The organism is Kitasatospora sp. NPDC004531 (assembly GCF_053602195.1).
Genome location: NZ_JBSGDD010000001.1, coordinates 92,493 through 108,976, shown reverse-complemented (window position 1 = coordinate 108,976; position 16,484 = coordinate 92,493). Strand labels below are relative to the sequence as shown.

Sequence of the window (16,484 nt, the reverse complement as noted above, 5' to 3'; positions counted from 1 at the left end):
TCGGGTCCGCGAGCGGTCTACCCGCCCGCACCCGCGCCCACCGCGGATCGAACGTTGTTCGCTCGATCGAGTGTTCGGAAGGGTCTGAAGGTGACGGAAGGAGGCGGGAGTTCAGAGGCCGAGGATGCGCACCAGGCGTTCCGGGAGCCGTTCGTCGACCGGCAGCCCCGTGACGAGTTGGCGGTAGAAGACCGCCCCGGCCAGGGCGTCCATGAACAGTTCGACGTCGGTGTCGGCGGGCAGGTCGCCGCGTTCGATGCCGCGGTGGACCACGGCGGCGCAGTTGGCGCGGCGCTCGGTGAGGAAGGCCGCGCGGAAGGCCTCCAGGGCGCCCGGGCGGCCGGAGAGGTCGGCGATCAGGGCGGGCATGGTGGCGCCGGCGGGGGTGGCGGTGTAGTTGGCGATGGTGCCGCGCAGCCAGTTGGTCAGGTCCTCGCGGGTGTCGCCGGTGTCCGGGACGGGGCCGGTGTCCATCCGGGAGGCGAGGGCGTCCGCGACCAGGGCGGCCTTGTCCGGCCACCACCGGTACAGCGTGCTCTTGTGGACGCCGGACGTGCCGGCCACGCCTTCGACGGTCAGCCGGGCGTACCCGGTCTCGCTGAGCAGGGCGAGGGTGGCGTCGAGCACCCGGTCGCGGCTGCGCGGGCCCCTGAGCTGGGAGGACGGCAGGGGGTCGGTGTGGTGGCGGGAGGCGGTCATGTGATGAACTCTGCCACAGTGCGACGCGACGTCGCGTCGCATTTGGAGGATTGAATGCGCTTCGCAGTCTTTGCCGGGTCCGCCGCCGGCCACCGCACCGAGTACGCCGCCCTGGCCGCCGAACTGGGCGCCACGCTGGCCCGCAGGGGCATCGGCATCGTCTACGGAGGAGGCAAGGTCGGCCTGATGGGCGCGCTGGCCGACGCCGCGCTCGCCGCCGGGGGAGAGGTCGTCGGCGTGATGCCGAAGGCGCTGGTGGACAAGGAGATCGCCCACCGCGGCCTGACCCGCCTGCACGTGGTGGACGACATGCACCGGCGCAAGGCCGCGATGGCCGACGCGGCGGACGCGTTCGTCGCGCTCCCCGGCGGCGCGGGCACCCTGGAGGAACTGTTCGAGGCCTGGACGTGGCAGCAACTCGGCCTGCACACCAAGCCCGTGGCGCTGCTCGGCCCGCCCGGCTTCTGGCAGCCGCTGACCGACCTCGCCGAACACCTCGTCGGCACCGGCTTCGTCCGCCCCGCCCACGCGGACCTGATCTCCGCGACGGACCCGGACGCCCTGCTCGACGCCGTGCACCGGTGGAGCCCGCCCACCCCCAAGTGGGAGTCGCGGGCCGAGGAGACGCTGCTGGACTCGGTGGGCTGGATATGCGTCCGCGACGGGCGGCTGCTGGCCGTCCGCACCCACGGCAAGGACGCCTTCTACCTGCCCGGCGGCAAGCTCGAACCCGGCGAGACGCCCGCTCAGGCCCTGGCCAGGGAACTGCGCGAGGAACTCGGCCTGGCCTGCGCACCCGAAGACCTCGCCCTCGCCCACACCGTCGAGGCCCCCGCCCACGGCCGCCCGGGCGTCCGCCTGCGCATGCGCTGCTACACCGGCCCGGCCGCCGGCACGCCCACCCCCGGGGCGGAGATCGCAGAACTCGCCTGGATCACCGCCACCGACAGCGCCCGCTGCGCCCCTGCGCTGCGCGAGCTCGTCACCCGCCTCGACCTGGCCCGGTAGCGGGGGGGAGGGAAGCGTCGGCACAGGATCGCCGCGAGCGGGTGCGGAGGAGCTCGCCTTCGCCCGCGCCGTCGAGCCTCCCGCCCACGGCGGCCCGGGAGTGCGGTGGCGCACGTGCGGCGGCAACGGCTCTGGGAGGTTTGGTGGCGGGGCGGGGGAATCGGCGCGGGACAGCCGCGAGCGGGTCGGTTCCGGTGGCACGTTCGGGAAGCTCGTCCTCGCGCACACCGTTGAGGCGCTCGCCCACAGTCGCCGCCGGTTGCGCATGTGCCGCGGCAGCGGCCGAGGGTGTGGCCGCTGCCGATGGCGACGGTCCGCCTGCCCCGATCCGGCCCGGTACGTGGGGGAGGCGGAACTCGGCGCAGGACGGCCGAGCGCAGGCCGGTACCGGGGTCGGCCCGGCTGCGGGCACATCGACGAGGCGCGCGCCCACGGTCGTCCCGGCGTCCCGTTGCGCAGGCGCTGCTGCATCGGCCCCGGCGGCATGCCCGAGGGCTTCGCCCGCGCTGTCGAGCCGCGCCCGCGGCCGCCCGGTTGGGTGTGCGCTCCTGTTCCGGCCTGGGGCCCCGGCAGGCGGCGTCAGCGCAGGATCGCGGAGAGCAGGTCGGTGCCGAGGGCGGTGGTGGCGGGGAGGTTGAGTCGGTGGTGGACGTAGCGGCCGTGGCGGTGGGCGGTGAGGAGGCCGGCGCGGCGGAGGGTGGCGAGGTGGCGGGAGACCTCGGGCGGGGTGAGGTCCCAGGCGTGGGCGAGTTCGCCGGTGGTGTGCGGGCCGCGGGCCAGGGTGCGGACCAGGCGGAGGCGGACGGGGTGGGCGAGGGCCTCCAGACGGAGCTGGAGGGTGTCGAGCGGGACGGTGGTGTCGCGTTCGCCGTCGGCCGCCGGGTACTGGACGACGGGCTGCCAGCCGGCGGCGTGGACGGCGACCAGGTGGGGGTGGCCGAAGGCGCTGGGCAGGAAGGTGACGCCGGCGGGGCCGGCGGTGGTCGCGTTGTCCTGGAGCTTGTCGAGGACGAGGCAGTCGCCGTCGGCGGTGAGCGCGATCGCCGACGAGACCTCGGCGAGCGCGGCGGCGAGGCCCCGGCGGCGGGCCAGTTCGGCCTTGCCCCGGACGTCCTGCCCGAGGCGGGCCGCGAGGGTCGGCCACTCGGCGTCGAAGAAGGCCTCCGCGCACCGCTCCAGGGTGTCCCGGACCCGGGCCCGGACCGCTCCCGGGTCGGCCAGCAGGCGGGCGGCGAACTCCTCCTGGCGCGGGCCGCGGGCCTGCGCGCGGTCGAGCGCGTCGGCCCGGGCGTCCGGGTCGCGCAGCGGCGAACTGCCGCTGAAGGTAAGGCGGTTGGAGCCGCAGGTGGTGATCAGCGCGGCCCGGACGTACCGGTCGTCGTCGATCAGGTCGAGGTCGTCGAGCTCGGCGGTCAGGGTGGCGCGGGGCCGGGCGGGCACCAGGAAGTCGGCGCGGGAGGAGCGCCACAGGAACTCGGCCTCGTGCAGCCGGTCGGCGAGCTCCGGCGGCAGCTCGGCCCACACCCCGGCCGCCCAGCCGGCGTACCGGGGATGGTGGTCGGGGGCGGCCAACACGTGCAGCATCGCGGCGAGTTCGGCGAGCGGGGAGACGGCGAACCGGATCCGCTCGGGCGGCGTCCCGGTCAGGTCGATGCGCAGGGTCACCCGCCCATCCTCCCCGACCGGCGCCCGAAGGCTTCAGCCCTCCAGCAGGACGGGCAGGGTGCGGTGCCCGTTGGAGATCAGCGAGTCGACCGGCTCCAGCTCCACGCCGGGGACGAGCACCAGCCGGGGGAAGCGCTCGAACAGCGCGCGCAGCGCCGTGCGGGCCTCCAGGCGGGCGAGCGGTGCGCCGAGGCAGAAGTGCGGGCCGTGTCCGAACGCGAGGTGGTCCTTGACCGCGCGGGTGACGTCGAAGACCGCGCCGCTGTCGCCGTGCCGCGCCGGGTGGCGGCCGGCGGCGGCGTAGGAGCACAGGATCGCCTCGCCCCAGTGGACGGTGACCCCGCCGGGCAGCTCGATGTCCTCCAGGGCGAAGCGCAGCGGCAGGTGCGCCACGGGCGCCTCGCGGCGCAGCGACTCCTCCACCACGTCGTCCCAGCCGGCCTTGCCGGCCCGCACCAGGCCGAGCTGCTCGGGGTGGGTGAGCAGCAGGGAGACGGCGTTGTCGAACAGGTTGACGGTGGTCTCGTAGCCGGCGGAGACCACCAGCAGGACGGTGTCGACGAGTTCCTGTTCGGTGAGGGCGCTGCCGTCGCCCTCGGTGTCGCGGGCGGTGATCAGCAGCGAGGTCATGTCGTCGCCGGGGTGTTCGCGCTTGGCGGCGATCAGCTCGGTGATCAGCGTGTAGAAGGCGACGTTGTTGGCGGCGGACTCCTCCGGCGTGAGGGTGGTGTCGAAGACGCCGTCGACGTGGTGGCGGAAGCCGTCGCGCAGTTCGGCGGGCAGGCCCAGCAGGTGGGCGATGACCAGGATCGGCAGCGGGCGGGCCAGGTGTTCGCGCAGGTCGACCGGCGCTCCGTCGGCGCCGGCGGCGGCGACGGTGTCGAGCAGCGCGGCCGTCATCTCCTCGATGCGCTCGCCGAGGGCGGCGACCTGGCGGGGCGTGAAGGCGGCGCTGACCAGGCGGCGCAGGCGGCGGTGGTCCTCGCCGTCGGAGGAGAACATGTTGCGGGCCGTCACCCACAGGGCGAGCGGCCAGCCGGCCGCGACCGGTTCGTAGTCGGGCCAGTGCCGCTGGCCGTTCTTGGCGATCCTGGGGTCCTTGAGCAGGTCCTCCAGCAGGTCGGGGTCGGAGACCGCCCAGACCTGCACCCCGAGCAGGTCGGCGGGGACGGCGGGGCCGCGTTCGATCAGCTCGGCGCTCTCGGCGTCACGGGCCCGCCCGGTGGGGTCCAGGACGAGCATCGGCCGGTCGACCGGGCACTTCAGCGGGTGGTTCAGCGGGGCCGGCCGGTTGTCCAACTGACGCTCCACGAGGGCTCCTTCACGCGGGTGGGGGTGACCAGGTCGAGAATGGCCCGCCGCCCGCCACCCGTCGAGAGCGCATCCCCACGCCCCCGCGCGCCCCCGGCGCACTCCGCGCGCCGCCGGCCCGACCCGCCCACCCCGATTGACGGGGAACGTCAACTCGCGTGACCCGCGCCGCCCGGACGAGAACCGTGGGCGCCATGACGACGATCACCATGCCCCGCCCGACGCCGCGCCAACTCGTGGCGGCGAGCGGCGGGGCGCGCTACGCGGTGGCGCTGGCCGTGGACGCCCTCGGCACCGGCCTGCTGCGGCCGTTCCTGCTGCTGTACGGCATCACTGTGCTGGGCCTGGGCGCGGCCGCCACCGGCCTGGCGATGACGGTCGGCATCGTCGCCGGGCTGGCCGCGATGCCGCCGCTGGGACGCTGGCTGGACCGGGGCGCGCGCAGCACCGCCGTGGCGGCGTCCATGCTGGTGCGGGTCGCGGGCGTCGCCGTGCTGCTGGCCGCGCCGCGCGGGAGCGCCGTGCTGTTCGCGCTGGCGGCGCTGATCCTCGGCATCGGCAACCAGGCCTGGCCCGCCGCCCACGCCGCGCTGGTCGCCACCCTCGTCGAGGGCCGCCTGCGGGACGCCGCGCTCGCCGCCGGCCGGGCCGTCCGCAACGCGGGCCTCGGCGTGGGCGCGCTGCTCGCCACCGTCTGCCTGAGCGGCGGCGCACCGGCGCTGCGGGCCCTCGCGGCGGTCTCCGGTGCTGGGTTCCTGGCCGCGGCGCTGCTGGCCCGCTCGGTGCGGGTGACGGCCGCCCCCGCCGCCCGGAGGGCGGAGCGCGCGGACGGCGCCGGGCCCGCGCTGGGCACCGTGCTGGTGGCCAACGTGGTGTACGTGTTCTGCCTGAACGTGCCCGAGGTGGCGCTGCCGCTGGTCCTGGTGACCGTCCTGCACGCCTCCCCGGCCTGGTCGGCGGCGGTGTTCGTGGCCAACACGGTGCTGGTGGTCGCCCTCCAGGTGCCGCTCACCGCCTGGGCGGCGGCCCGCTGGTCGCGCGGGACGGTGCTGGCGCTGTCCGGCGCGGTGCTGGCCGCGAGCTACCTGGGCTTCCTGGCGGCCGTCCCGTTCGGGCCGCTCGCCGTGGCGCTGGTCTCGGTGCCCTGCACGCTCGGCGAGATCCTGTACGCGGGCAGCGCCACCGCCCTGGTCACCGCGCTGGCCCCGGCGCCGCTGCTGGGCCGCGCGCTGGCCCGCCTCCAGCTCTCCACCGGCCTCGGCCTGGCCCTCTCCCCGGCCGTGATCACCGCCCTCGCCGCCGTCGGCCAACCCTTGCTGTGGGGCACCCTGGCCACCGCCACCCTGGGCGCCTCGGTCGCCGTCGGCCACGCCTCGGCCCGGCTCGGCGGCGGCCGGATCGGAGCGGGTGACCTACGGCTTTGATGGTTCCTTCGCCTCGTCACCGGCCTCGGTCCGGTCCCGTCCCCAGTAGTGGTCTCCGCCCTCGTGCCGGCGCTGTGGGGCCCTGGCCACCGCCTCGCCGGCCGCCGTCGGCCGGATCGGAGCGGGTGACCTGTGGCTTTGATGGTTCCTTCGGCTCGTCACCGGTCTCGGTCTGGTCCTGTCCGCGGTCGTGGTCTCCGCCCTCGCCGCCGTCCGCGTGCCGGTGTTGAGGGGCTCGGGCCATCGCCTCGGCCGGGGCCAGAACGGGCTGGGTGACCTGTGGCTTTGATGGTTCCTTCGGCTCGTCACCGGTCTCGGTCCGGTCTTGTCCCCAGGCGTGGTCTCCGCTTTCGTGCCGGTGCTGTGGGTCCCTGGCCATCGCCTCGCCGGCTGCCGTCGGCCGCGCCTTGGCGGGGGCCAGAACCGACCGGGTGACCTGCGGCTCTGACGGTTCCTTCGGCTCGTCACCGGTCTCGGTCCGGTCTCGTCCCCAGTAGTGGTCTCCGCCTTCGTGCCGGTGCTGTGGGGGCCCTGACCATCGCCTTGCCGGCCGCGCCTCGGTCGGGGCCGGAACGGGCCGGGTGGCCCATGGCTTTGACGGTTCCTTTAAGGTGCGGGGATGCGAGATTTCGGGGCGGGACTGCGATTCCTGTTCAACGGACAACGGTGGGTGGCGCGGCACGGCCGCTGGTGGGGCTTCGGCATGATCCCTGCCCTGATCACCCTGGTCGGATACCTGGCCGCACTGGCCGTGCTGATCGTCTACGCGGGTGACCTCGCCGCCTGGGCGACACCCTTCGCCGACGACTGGTCGGACCTGTGGCGCGGAGCCGTCCGGGTGGCGGTCGGTGCGGCGGCGGTCGGCATCGGCGGGATGCTCGCCATGCTCACCTTCACCGCCGTGACTCTGCTGATCGGCGAGCCCTTCTACGAGTCGCTGTCCGACAAGGTCGAGGAGACCGAGGGCGGCGGCCCCCAGGGCCCCGACCTGCCGCTGTGGCGCGAGCTGTGGATCGGCCTCAAGGACAGCCTGGCGGTGCTGCTGCGCGCCGCGGGCCTCGGCATCGTGCTGTTCCTGTGCGGTTTCATCCCGGTGGTCGGCCAGACCGTCGTCCCGGTGGTCGCCGTCTGCGTCTCCGGCTTCTTCCTGACCGTCGAACTGACCGGCACGCCCCTGCAGAAGCGCGGCCTGAACCAGAAGGAGCGGCTGCGCCTGCTGCGCTCGCGGACCTCGCTGGCGGTCGGCTTCGGCACCGGACTGGTGCTGCTGTTCCTGATCCCGGTGCTGACCGTGCTGGCCATGCCCGGCGCGGTGGCCGGCGCGACCCTGCTGGCCCGCGAGCTCGCCCCGCACGAGGAGCCCGCCGACGGCCCGTCCGACGACGCCGACGGGGCCGACCACGCCGAGGGCTCCGAGGGCTACGGCAACCCCGGCGGATACGGCGCTGACCCGGACGGCGGACACCCCGGGTACCCCTATCAGCAGCACCCGTACCAGCAGCAGCCCTACCCGCAGAACCCCTACCAGCAGCCGTACCCGCAGAACCCGTACCAGCAGCCGTACCCGTCGGACCCCCGGCAGGGCTGACGGACCGCGCTCACCGACCGCTACGGCGATTTGACGTAGCGTCACCGACTGCGCGATAACGTCCCCATGCCCGTATCCGTGGACGCCGCCCCGCGCGGCATTGACCTCGGCGACCCCGCGTTCTGGCGGCTCCCCGAGAAGTTGCGCGCCGAGGCGTTCGCCCGCCTGCGGGAGCGCCCGGGACCGGTGGCCTTCACCGACCGGGCGACGGGGCGGCGCTGCTGGGCGCTGGTGCGGCACGCCGACGTGATGACCGCCAGCCGGTCGCCCGAGGTGTACCTCTCGGGGCCGGGAGTGACCTCGCCGGAACCCGCCCGCTGGGTGCGGGCGGTGTTCGGCGACTCGATGGTCAACCTCGACGACCCGCAGCACGCCGACCTGCGCCGGGTGGTCGGCCGGGCGTTCACCCCGCGCCTGCTCGCCGAGGCCGAGCAGGACATCGCCCGTACCGCCGCCCGCCTGGTCGACCGGCTGGAGCGCGAACGCCCCACCGACTTCGTCGCCGCCGTCGCCGGGGAGCTCCCGTACCAGGTGATCTGCTCGATGATGGGCATCCCCGAGGAGCAGCGCCGCGCCATCCTGGCCCGGATCAACCGGGCCGCGGCGGCGGCCGGCGTCACCCGGCGCGGCCTGCGGGTCCCCGGCCGGGGGCTGCACGCGCTGGCCGCGATGCACCTGACGGTGGCCGCGCTCGGCCGCGAACGCCGCCGCCGCCCCACCGGCGACCTGATCTCCGCCCTGGTCACCGCCGACGTGGACGGCCGCCGCCTCGGCTCCCGCGAGCTCGGCGCGTTCTTCTCGCTGCTGCTGGTCGCCGGCGTCGAGACCACCCGCAACGCGCTCGCCCACGGCCTGCACCTGCTGACCGTCCACCCCGAGCAGCGCGAACTGCTGCTCGGCGACCTGGACGCGCACCTGGGCGGCGCGGTCGAGGAGATCGTCCGCCACTCGACGCCGATCGTGCAGTTCCGGCGCACCGTCGCCGTCGACCACAAACTGTCCGGGATCCGGCTCGCCGCCGGCGACAAGGTGGTGCTGTTCTACGGCTCCGCCAACCGCGACGAAGCCGTCTTCGACCGCGCCGACGCCTTCGACATCACCCGCTCGCCCAACCCGCACCTCGGCTTCGGCGGCGGCGGCCCGCACTTCTGCCTCGGCGCGCACCTGGCCCGCCAGGAGATGCGCACGGTGCTGCGCGAACTGTTCACCCGGCTGCCCGCCATCCGCTCCACCGCCGAGCCGGAACTCGTCCCGTCGTCCTTCGACCACCGGGTGCGCACGCTGCGCTTCACCTTCTGACCCCGTGCGCGAGGGGCGGGCGCCGACACCGGCGACCGCCCCTCCGTCCTGTGGAACGCCGCAGGTCAGCCCGGGTGGGCGCCCACCGCGTCGCGGACCTCCGCGCCGAGCACGCTGTTCGCGCGGGCGCAGTTGGCGCAGCAGAAGAACCGCCCCGCGACCTCCACGCCGTGGCCGACGATCCGCACCGAGCACTGCTCGCAGCGCGGGGCCAGCTTCTCCATCGCGCACTCGAAACTGTCGAAGACGTAGGTGTCACCGGTGATCGTCTTGATCTCGAAGGACAGCCAGTAGTCGTTCTGGCACACCACGCAGACCGCCATGTCGGGCTCCTCTCGCCGTACGGGTCCACCGCCGAGTCTTGGCCCGGCGCGCACCGGCGGCAATCGGCGGCGGTCCGAACGGCTACCGCCCGGGCGCGACGGATCGATAATGGTCGGGCGGGCCCGGGTTCAGCCGAGGAGGCCGAGATGATCATCCGAATCTGGGAGGCGCACGTCTCCCCCCTGCGGGTCGAGGAGTTCTGCGCCCGACTCGCCTCGACCGTCCTGCCGGAGTTCGACCGCTGGGACGGCTTCCTCGGCGGCGAACTGCTGCGCGCCCTCGCCGACGACGACCACCGCGTCCAGATGATCACCCGGTGGCGGGACGAGGAAGCCCTGCGCGCCTACGCCGGCCCGATGTGGAAGATCCGCCCCGTGTGGGCCGAGGGCGAGCTCCACGAACTCGAACACCCGCCGACCGTCGCCCACTACCACTCGCTGCGCCGCCTCGACGCCCTCCCCGGCGACTGACCGCTCAGCCCCGCTGCACCGGAATCCCGCCGTCCGCCTTCACCTGCTTCATCGTCAGGTGCGAGTGCACCTGCGCGATGCCCGGCAGCCCCGACAGCACATCCGTGACGAACCGCTCGTACGCCGCCAGGTCCGCGACCGCCACCCGCAGCAGGTAGTCCGGGTCGCCGAACAGCCGGTGCGCCTCCACCACCTCCGGCAGCTCCGCCACCCGACGCTCGAACTCGGCCACCGTCGTGCGGTCCTCGTGCCGCATCACCACTGTCACGAACGGCTGGAACCCGCGCCCAACCGCCACCGGATCCAACTGCGCCCGGTACCCGCGGATCACGCCCTGCTGCTCCAACTGCCGCACCCGGCGCAGACACGGCGACGGCGTCAGCCCCACCCGGTCGGCGAGTTCGGCATTGGTCAGCCGGCCTTCCTGCTGGAGCTCGTGGAGGATTCTGCGGTCGAGGCGGTCCATGGCGCAACATTCTGCCCCACGAGCGACCTGACCAGCGAAAACGGGACATCGGCTGCTCGCCGCCCCCGGATAGCGTCCTGGACGACCCCGGACCGCTGCGAAACGAAGGCCCACCCATGGACCCGCACACCCTGCTGCTCTTCCTCGGAGTGGACCTGCTCCTGGTCTGCACCCCCGGACCGGACTGGCTCTACATCGCCGCCCGCGGCCTCGGCCAGGGCCGCGCCGCCGCCCTCACCGCCGTCGCCGGAGTCTGCGCCGGGTACGCCGTCCACACCCTGCTCTCCGCCGCCGGCCTCGCCGCCGCGCTCCGCGCGGTGCCCGCGCTGCTCCCCGCGCTCCGTCTGGCCGGCGCGGGCTACCTGGCGTTCCTCGCCGTCACCATGCTGATCGGCCTGCGCCGCACCGGCCGCAGCGCCGCCCTCGCCGCCGCCCGGCCCCAGCCCACCTCCGTCGTGCTGCGGCAGTCGCTGCTCACCGCGCTGCTCAACCCCAAGGGCCTGTTGCTCTACCTCTCGCTCGTCCCGCAGTTCGTCACCCCCGGCGCCGCGCTGCCCGTCGGCGCGCAGGTCGCCGCGCTCGGCGCCGTCAACGTCCTGTGCTGCGCGGCCGTCTACACCGCCGTGGCGCTCACCGCCGCCCGCCTGGCCGGCCGCCTCGGCGGCACCCCGACGGCCGCCCGCCGGCTCTCCGCGGTCTCCGCCGTCCTGCTGCTGGCGGTCGCGGGCGTGACGGCGGCGGCCTGACGGGCAGCCGGTCGGCGGGGGCGGCGGGCCGTCAACTCCTGTGCGCAGCACCTGCGGTGCGGCCGGTCACGGGGTGGCGGTGTCGTGGGCGGTCAGGGCGGCGTGCAGGGTGAGCAGGTCGGGGGTGCGGGTGGGGTTCAGGCCGGTGAGGGCGGCGGTGCGGCGCAGGCGGTAGTCGACGGTGTTCGGGTGGACGAGCAGGTGGGCGGCGGTGCGGCGGCGGTCGAGGTGGTGGGTGAGGAAGGCGCGGAGGGTGTCGAGCAGTTCGGGGCGGTCGGCGAGCGGGGCGAGTTTCGCGGCGAGGGCGTCGCGGGCGGGGCCGGGACGGCTGAGCTGGTAGGCGAGCAGGACGTCGTCGAGCAGGTGCGGGCCGGGGCCGCGTCCGGTGGCGGCGGCGAGGCGGCGGATCTCGTCGGCGAGCCGGGCGGCGTCGGCCACCGCGGCGGGCACGGCGGTGGCCGCCCCGGCGGTCAGCGGCGCGCCGCAGGCGCGGGCGAGGCGGTCGACGAGTGCGGTCAGCGCGTCCCGGTCGAGCGGGCCGGCGGCGGGGAGGAGCACCGTCCCGCCGTCCGCCGCGAGGGCGCAGAGCGGGGCGCCGTCCACCTGGCGGCGCTCCAACTCGGCGCGCAGGCGGCGGAGTTTGCGGCGGGCGGCGACCGCCCGGTTGACGCCGGGGCGGGACTCGTCGGGGTGCGGGCCGACGGCGAGGGAGAGGACGAGGTAGTGGGCCGGGAGGCGGATGCCGGCCCGGTCGGCGGCCGCGCGCGGGTCGCCGCCCTCCAGCAGGCGGGAGAGCAGGGCCTGCCGGGCCACGTGCTCGTCGCCGAGCGCGGCCTGCCGTTCCTGCACGTAGCCGGCGGCGACCGCGCAGCTGACGGCGCGCAGCCAGCCGAGCAGCCGGTCCTGGGCGGTGGCGACGTCGGGCAGGTCGTCGGGGTCGGCCTCGGCGAGCAGCCGGGCGGCGCAGAGCTGCGCGCCGAGGTGGTACGCGCCGACCACGGACTCCAGCGGGACGCCCTCGTCGGCCCGGCGCGCGGACGACTCGCGGATGCGGGCGAGCTCGTCCTCGCCGGGCGGCTGTCCGCCGCGCAGCACCTCGACGAACGCCCGGATGCCGCGCTCCACCTGCCGGGTGATCTCGGCGCGCAGCTGCTCGGGCGGCAGCGCGTGGTAGGCGGGGAGCTGGTCGAGCAGCCGGGCCATCACGTCGGCGGCCAGCCCGGGGGCCAGGGCGAGCAGCCGCAGATGGACCGGGGTGCCGCCGAACTCCGGTGCGGGGGAGGTGGGTTGGTCGTTGGGTGCGGTCACAATCCACCTCGCGAATCTCTGTGCAGCGGCCCGGCGACGTGGCGGGGCGACGCGTCCATGATGGTTTTCCGCAGGTTACCTACCCGTAGGTAACTCGCGGGATCCCACCACCCCTGTGCGCCCCGTCCCCCACGCCAGAAACGGGAGAGCCATGTACCGAGCCGTCGCCCGGACCCTCGCCGCCGCGCTCGCCGCGGCCGTCGTCGCCACTGCGGCCCCCGCGGTCACCGCCTCCGCCGCCGCGTCGCCCGACGCCTTCTACAGCTACGACGGCAGCACCCCGCTGTCCTCGTTCGCCCCCGGCACCGTCCTCAAGACCCGCACCCTGTCGTACCACCTGCTGGGCATCCCGACCCCGGTGCCGGCCGTGCAGCTGCTGTTCCGCACCACCGACGCGCAGGGCCGCCCGTCCGCCGGGGTGACCACCGTGGTGCGCGGGCTGGGCAGCGACGGGTCCAGGGCGGTGTCGTACCAGTCGTTCTACGACTCGCTGAACCCGGCGGACTCCCCGTCCCGGGCGATCGCCGGCGGCCTCACGCTGGGCGGGGCGATCCCCAACGCGGAGGCGCTGTTCGTGGTGCCGTTCGTCCTCCAGGGCTACGACGTGGTGATCCCCGACACCGAGGGGCAGCGCGCCGACTTCGCCGCCGGGCCCGAGTACGGCACCAACACCCTCGACTCGATCCGCGCCGTCTCCGCCTCCCCGGCGACCGGCATGAACGCCGACACCCGGTTCGGCCTGCTCGGCTACTCCGGCGGCGCGATCGCCACCAACTGGGCCGCCGCCCTCGCCCCCGGCTACGCCCCCGACGTCAACCGCCGCCTGGTCGGCTTCGCCGAGGGCGGCCTGCTGGTCGACCCCGCGCACAACCTCAAGTACGTGGACGGCAGCACGGTCTGGGCCGGCGTCGTCCCGATGGCCGTCGTCGGCGTCGCCCGCGCCTACGACCTCGACCTGACGCCGTACCTCAGCGACTACGGCAAGCAGGTGTACGCGAAGCTGCAGGACGCGTCCATCGTCAACGCGCTCGGCCAGTACCCCGGCCTGACCTGGAAGAAGCTCGCCAAGCCGCAGTACGCCGACCCGAACTCCGTCCCCGCGTTCCTGACCGCCGTCAACCGCGTCAACCTCGGCTCGGCCCCCACCCCCACCGTCCCCGGCTACCTTGCGCAGGGCAACGCCGGCGTCCTGGAAGGCACCTTCGGCAACCTGCCGGGCATCGGCACCGGCGACGGCGTGATGGTGGCCGGCGACGTCCGCGCCCTGGCCCGGCAGTACTGCGCCACCGGCAACGGGCGGATCGCCTACCAGCAGTACGACCTGCTCAGCCACCTCGGCGCGGCCGTCCCGTGGGCGCCCACCGCCGTGGCCTACCTGAACGACCGGTTCGCCGGGAAGGCCGCCCCCAGCGACTGCGGCCGCATCCCGGCCGGCAACTCACTGGCCCCCGAACAGCCCGCCCCCGCCCAGTAGCCGGAGGGCGCCTCGGGCCCGCCCGGAGCCGGGCGGGCCCGCTCGGCCTCAGAGTTCGCGCGGGTACAGCTTCGCGCCGCTGCGGATGCGCAGCGCCGCCACCACCTCGGTCAGCCCGAGCACCACCAGCCCGCAGCCCGCCAGGATCGCCAGCGCGGTGATCGAATGGGCCGGCCACACCATCAGCAGGATGCCCGCCAGCAGGTTCAGCACCGCGATGAACCCCTGCCAGCCCCGGGCCGGCATCATCGGGTCGGACACCACCGCCGCCAGATGCGTGATCCCGCGGAACAGCCAGCCGATGCCGATCCACAGCGCCAGCAGCAGGATCGACTGCGCCGCCGAGCGGAAGCACAGCAGACCCAGCAGCACACAGATCGCGCCGCTGACGAACGCCAGCACCCGCAGCGCCGTCGAGACGTGCGTGCCGAACGCCGCGACCAACTGCACGATGCCGATCACCAGCAGGTACAGGCCGAACAGCACCCCCACCACCCACAGCGTCTGCTTCGGCCAGGCCAGCACCACCACCCCCAGCGCCAACGAGATCAGACCGCCCAGCAGCACCACCTGCCAGGCCAGCCGCGCCAGTTGCTGGAACGGACCGATCGCACCGGGACGGTCGTCGGTCCGATAAGGCTCTGCCATGGCTCCTCCGAGGTGCCGTCGCGGGACAGGGATCACCCATCAGCCTCGACGCCCGGCCCCTCGCAGAGCACGGTGGATTCCACCGAACGGGTGAACCTCCCCCGCCGCTCCCGCAGGAGCCTCCGCCACCGCTTCCGCAGGAGCCTCCGCCACCGCTTCCGCACCCGGATCCGATACCGACTGTTCACCCGCCCGTCCTGACGGGCCGTCTACCATCTGACGCTATGACGGATCAGGGGCGGGGGAGCCCACCGACCGCAACGGTCGACGGCGGCAGCATCGAAGGGCACTACATCGTCTGCGGCGGGAACTCGCTCGCCCACCGCCTGATCCTCGAACTCACCCAGCAGTACGAAGTACCGGTGGTCGCCGTGGTGCCCGACCGCTCCCGCGAGCACGGCCCCGCCATCGCCGCCCTCCCCGGCGTCGCCGCCGTCCTCGAGTACTCCACCCTCACCGGCGAAGCCCTCGGCGCGGCCGGCGTCGAACGCGCCCGCGGCATCGCCCTGATGGACGGCACCGACCAGGAGAACATCCACGCCGCGCTCGCCGCCGAGAACCGCAACCACGGCGTCCGGATCGTGCTGCGGATCTTCAACCAGCGCCTCGGCGAACACCTGGAGAAACTCCTCCCCAACTGCGCCGCACTCTCCGCCTCCGCCACCGCCGCCCCCGCCTTCGCCAACGGCGCCCTCGGCCGCCCGCACTCCGTCGAGGTCGGCGGACGCCACCTCTACGTCGCCTACGACGAAGACATCCACACCAACCAGATCTGCCTGGTCGCCGACCGCATCGACCGCCAGGACCTCACCCGGCTGCGCCTGCTGCCCGACACCGGCGGCCGCGCCGCCGACTTCATCCGCATCGCCGAACGCTTCGGCAGCGGCGAAGGCCCCATCGAACTCGGCCGCCCCGACCTCGCCCCCGCCCGCGAACCCGGCGGACTCGCCGCCCTGCAACCGCTCGACAACGAACCCGCGCTGCGCCAGCCGCTGCGCAAGCGGATCAAGTGGTGGCTGCTGGACAGCCTCAAGTACTTCACCAACACCCGGCTGCGGATGATCCTGATCACCGCCTTCGCCGCGATCGTGGTCGGCGCCGCGGTGCTCTACTTCCGCACCGAGCACCCGCCCGGCCTCGGCTGGACGCTCTACTCCACCCTGCTGGACGCCGCCGGCGCCGCCCAGCCCGACCTGCCCGGCGAGCAGGCCCTCGGCGACCCGTGGGCGCGCGCCGCCCAGGTCCTGATCACCTTCTGCGGCATCACCTTCGTTCCGCTGGTCACCGCCATCGCCGTCGAGGCCCTCGCCAGCGGCCGCCGCGGCCTGCCCCGCCCGCCCGGCGCCCGCACCCGCGACCACGTCATCGTGGTCGGCCTCGGCAACGTCGGCACCCGCGTCGCCACCCTGGTGCACGCCACCGGCCTGCCCGTGGTCTGCCTCGAACGCGACCCGCAGGCCCGCGGCATCGCCGCCGCCCGCGCCCTCGGCATCCCCGTCCTGATCGGCGAGGGCCCCCTCGAAGCGCAGCTCAAGCAGGCCCGCGTCAAGCACGCCCGGGCCGTCGCCGCCGTCACCTCCGACGACGCCGCCAACCTCGAAGCCGCCCTCGAAGCCCGCGCCGTCCGGCCCGAAGTCCGCATCGTGGTCCGGCTGTTCGACGACGACTTCGCCCACCACGTGTACGCCACCCTCGGCAACGTCGCCTCCCGCTCGGTCTCCTACCTGGCCGCGCCCGCGTTCGCCGCCGCGCTGATGGGCCGCGAGGTGCTCGGCACCCTCTCGGTGTTCCGGCACGTCCTGCTGGTCGCCGAACTCACCGTCGAGGAGGGCTCCGCGCTGGAGGGCCGCAACGTCGGCGACCTGGAGTCCGCCGGCGGCGTCCGGGTGGTCGCCGTCCGCCTGCACCGCCGCGCCGACGCCTACCAGTGGAACTTCGCCGACCGCTCCCGCCGCCTCGTCCCCGGCGACCGTATCGTGATCGCGGCGACCCGGGCCGGGCTGGCCCGTATCATCCAGTAGTTCGTGAGCCAATTCGGCTCGTCCACTGCTGAG

15 protein-coding genes are annotated in these 16,484 nt (G+C 74.6%); 8 read left to right on the top strand and 7 right to left on the bottom strand.

The genetic code is table 11. The annotated features are described in order from the left end of the window. Window positions 1-111: 111 nt before the first annotated feature. Window positions 112-699, bottom strand: coding sequence for a TetR/AcrR family transcriptional regulator (locus ACWEMJ_RS00510; protein ID WP_452134695.1), 588 nt, complete (start codon window positions 697-699; stop codon window positions 112-114). A 54-nt stretch (window positions 700-753) separates the two neighbouring features. Here ACWEMJ_RS00510 and ACWEMJ_RS00505 point away from each other — a divergent pair, with 54 nt between their 5' ends. After that, entirely contained in the window at window positions 754-1,707 is a 954-nt protein-coding gene (locus tag ACWEMJ_RS00505) for a TIGR00730 family Rossman fold protein (protein WP_452134694.1), read from the top strand. Window positions 1,708-2,286: 579 nt separating this feature from the next. On the opposite strand, the gene ACWEMJ_RS00500 is transcribed toward ACWEMJ_RS00505, so the two are convergent. Both ACWEMJ_RS00500 and ACWEMJ_RS00495 read right to left on the bottom strand, forming a co-directional pair. Then, window positions 2,287-3,372 carry a DUF5937 family protein gene (locus tag ACWEMJ_RS00500; RefSeq protein WP_452134693.1) on the bottom strand — a complete coding sequence of 362 codons (1,086 nt, stop codon included), beginning with the start codon at window positions 3,370-3,372 and terminating at the stop codon, window positions 2,287-2,289. Between the two features lie 33 nt (window positions 3,373-3,405). Next, window positions 3,406-4,614, bottom strand: coding sequence for a cytochrome P450 family protein (locus ACWEMJ_RS00495; RefSeq protein ID WP_452134843.1), 1,209 nt, complete (start codon window positions 4,612-4,614; stop codon window positions 3,406-3,408). A gap of 263 nt (window positions 4,615-4,877) precedes the next feature. Between ACWEMJ_RS00495 and ACWEMJ_RS00490 the strand changes: the two genes are divergently transcribed. The 3 genes from ACWEMJ_RS00490 (at window position 4,878) to ACWEMJ_RS00480 (ending at window position 8,994) form a co-directional block, all read left to right on the top strand. Continuing rightward, entirely contained in the window at window positions 4,878-6,107 is a 1,230-nt protein-coding gene (locus ACWEMJ_RS00490) for an MFS transporter (RefSeq protein ID WP_452134692.1), read from the top strand. Window positions 6,108-6,726: 619 nt separating this feature from the next. Next, window positions 6,727-7,695, top strand: coding sequence for an EI24 domain-containing protein (locus ACWEMJ_RS00485; RefSeq protein WP_452134691.1), 969 nt, complete (start codon window positions 6,727-6,729; stop codon window positions 7,693-7,695). Between the two features lie 66 nt (window positions 7,696-7,761). Next, window positions 7,762-8,994: a cytochrome P450 gene (locus ACWEMJ_RS00480; RefSeq protein WP_452134690.1), complete on the top strand. Its 1,233-nt coding sequence runs from the start codon at window positions 7,762-7,764 to the stop codon at window positions 8,992-8,994. Between the two features lie 65 nt (window positions 8,995-9,059). On the opposite strand, the gene ACWEMJ_RS00475 is transcribed toward ACWEMJ_RS00480, so the two are convergent. Beyond that, on the bottom strand, window positions 9,060-9,317 hold the full coding sequence (locus ACWEMJ_RS00475; protein ID WP_073809193.1) for a Prokaryotic metallothionein: 258 nt from the start codon (window positions 9,315-9,317) through the stop codon (window positions 9,060-9,062). Between the two features lie 147 nt (window positions 9,318-9,464). Here ACWEMJ_RS00475 and ACWEMJ_RS00470 point away from each other — a divergent pair, with 147 nt between their 5' ends. Next, window positions 9,465-9,788: an antibiotic biosynthesis monooxygenase family protein gene (locus tag ACWEMJ_RS00470; protein ID WP_452134689.1), complete on the top strand. Its 324-nt coding sequence runs from the start codon at window positions 9,465-9,467 to the stop codon at window positions 9,786-9,788. A gap of 4 nt (window positions 9,789-9,792) precedes the next feature. Here ACWEMJ_RS00470 and ACWEMJ_RS00465 read toward each other — a convergent pair whose 3' ends face one another. Further along, complete coding sequence (locus ACWEMJ_RS00465; protein WP_452134688.1) at window positions 9,793-10,254, bottom strand: Lrp/AsnC family transcriptional regulator; 462 nt, start codon at window positions 10,252-10,254, stop codon at window positions 9,793-9,795. A gap of 116 nt (window positions 10,255-10,370) precedes the next feature. Between ACWEMJ_RS00465 and ACWEMJ_RS00460 the strand changes: the two genes are divergently transcribed. Beyond that, window positions 10,371-11,000: a LysE family translocator gene (locus ACWEMJ_RS00460; RefSeq protein WP_452134687.1), complete on the top strand. Its 630-nt coding sequence runs from the start codon at window positions 10,371-10,373 to the stop codon at window positions 10,998-11,000. A gap of 66 nt (window positions 11,001-11,066) precedes the next feature. On the opposite strand, the gene ACWEMJ_RS00455 is transcribed toward ACWEMJ_RS00460, so the two are convergent. Next, complete coding sequence (locus ACWEMJ_RS00455; protein WP_452134686.1) at window positions 11,067-12,308, bottom strand: PucR family transcriptional regulator; 1,242 nt, start codon at window positions 12,306-12,308, stop codon at window positions 11,067-11,069. A gap of 151 nt (window positions 12,309-12,459) precedes the next feature. Here ACWEMJ_RS00455 and ACWEMJ_RS00450 point away from each other — a divergent pair, with 151 nt between their 5' ends. After that, entirely contained in the window at window positions 12,460-13,782 is a 1,323-nt protein-coding gene (locus ACWEMJ_RS00450; RefSeq protein ID WP_452134685.1) for a lipase family protein, read from the top strand. 48 nt (window positions 13,783-13,830) lie between these two features. Here ACWEMJ_RS00450 and ACWEMJ_RS00445 read toward each other — a convergent pair whose 3' ends face one another. Beyond that, window positions 13,831-14,430, bottom strand: coding sequence for an HdeD family acid-resistance protein (locus tag ACWEMJ_RS00445; protein ID WP_452134684.1), 600 nt, complete (start codon window positions 14,428-14,430; stop codon window positions 13,831-13,833). Between the two features lie 224 nt (window positions 14,431-14,654). Between ACWEMJ_RS00445 and ACWEMJ_RS00440 the strand changes: the two genes are divergently transcribed. After that, the gene (locus tag ACWEMJ_RS00440; protein WP_452134683.1) at window positions 14,655-16,451 is read left to right on the top strand and encodes an NAD-binding protein; all 1,797 of its coding nucleotides are present in this window, start codon (window positions 14,655-14,657) and stop codon (window positions 16,449-16,451) included. Window positions 16,452-16,484: the final 33 nt, after the last annotated feature.

Bases quoted from the DNA above. Each gene is read 5' to 3' on its own strand.
- ACWEMJ_RS00505 (WP_452134694.1), top strand. From the start codon at position 754: ATGCGCTTCGCAGTCTTTGCCGGGTCCGCCGCCGGCCACCGCACCGAG.
- ACWEMJ_RS00495 (WP_452134843.1), bottom strand. From the start codon at position 4,614: ATGCTCGTCCTGGACCCCACCGGGCGGGCCCGTGACGCCGAGAGCGCC.
- ACWEMJ_RS00510 (WP_452134695.1), bottom strand. From the start codon at position 699: ATGACCGCCTCCCGCCACCACACCGACCCCCTGCCGTCCTCCCAGCTC.
- ACWEMJ_RS00460 (WP_452134687.1), top strand. From the start codon at position 10,371: ATGGACCCGCACACCCTGCTGCTCTTCCTCGGAGTGGACCTGCTCCTG.
- ACWEMJ_RS00480 (WP_452134690.1), top strand. From the start codon at position 7,762: ATGCCCGTATCCGTGGACGCCGCCCCGCGCGGCATTGACCTCGGCGAC.
- ACWEMJ_RS00440 (WP_452134683.1), top strand. From the start codon at position 14,655: ATGACGGATCAGGGGCGGGGGAGCCCACCGACCGCAACGGTCGACGGC.
- ACWEMJ_RS00450 (WP_452134685.1), top strand. From the start codon at position 12,460: ATGTACCGAGCCGTCGCCCGGACCCTCGCCGCCGCGCTCGCCGCGGCC.
- ACWEMJ_RS00485 (WP_452134691.1), top strand. From the start codon at position 6,727: ATGCGAGATTTCGGGGCGGGACTGCGATTCCTGTTCAACGGACAACGG.
- ACWEMJ_RS00445 (WP_452134684.1), bottom strand. From the start codon at position 14,430: ATGGCAGAGCCTTATCGGACCGACGACCGTCCCGGTGCGATCGGTCCG.
- ACWEMJ_RS00470 (WP_452134689.1), top strand. From the start codon at position 9,465: ATGATCATCCGAATCTGGGAGGCGCACGTCTCCCCCCTGCGGGTCGAG.
- ACWEMJ_RS00465 (WP_452134688.1), bottom strand. From the start codon at position 10,254: ATGGACCGCCTCGACCGCAGAATCCTCCACGAGCTCCAGCAGGAAGGC.
- ACWEMJ_RS00475 (WP_073809193.1), bottom strand. From the start codon at position 9,317: ATGGCGGTCTGCGTGGTGTGCCAGAACGACTACTGGCTGTCCTTCGAG.
- ACWEMJ_RS00490 (WP_452134692.1), top strand. From the start codon at position 4,878: ATGACGACGATCACCATGCCCCGCCCGACGCCGCGCCAACTCGTGGCG.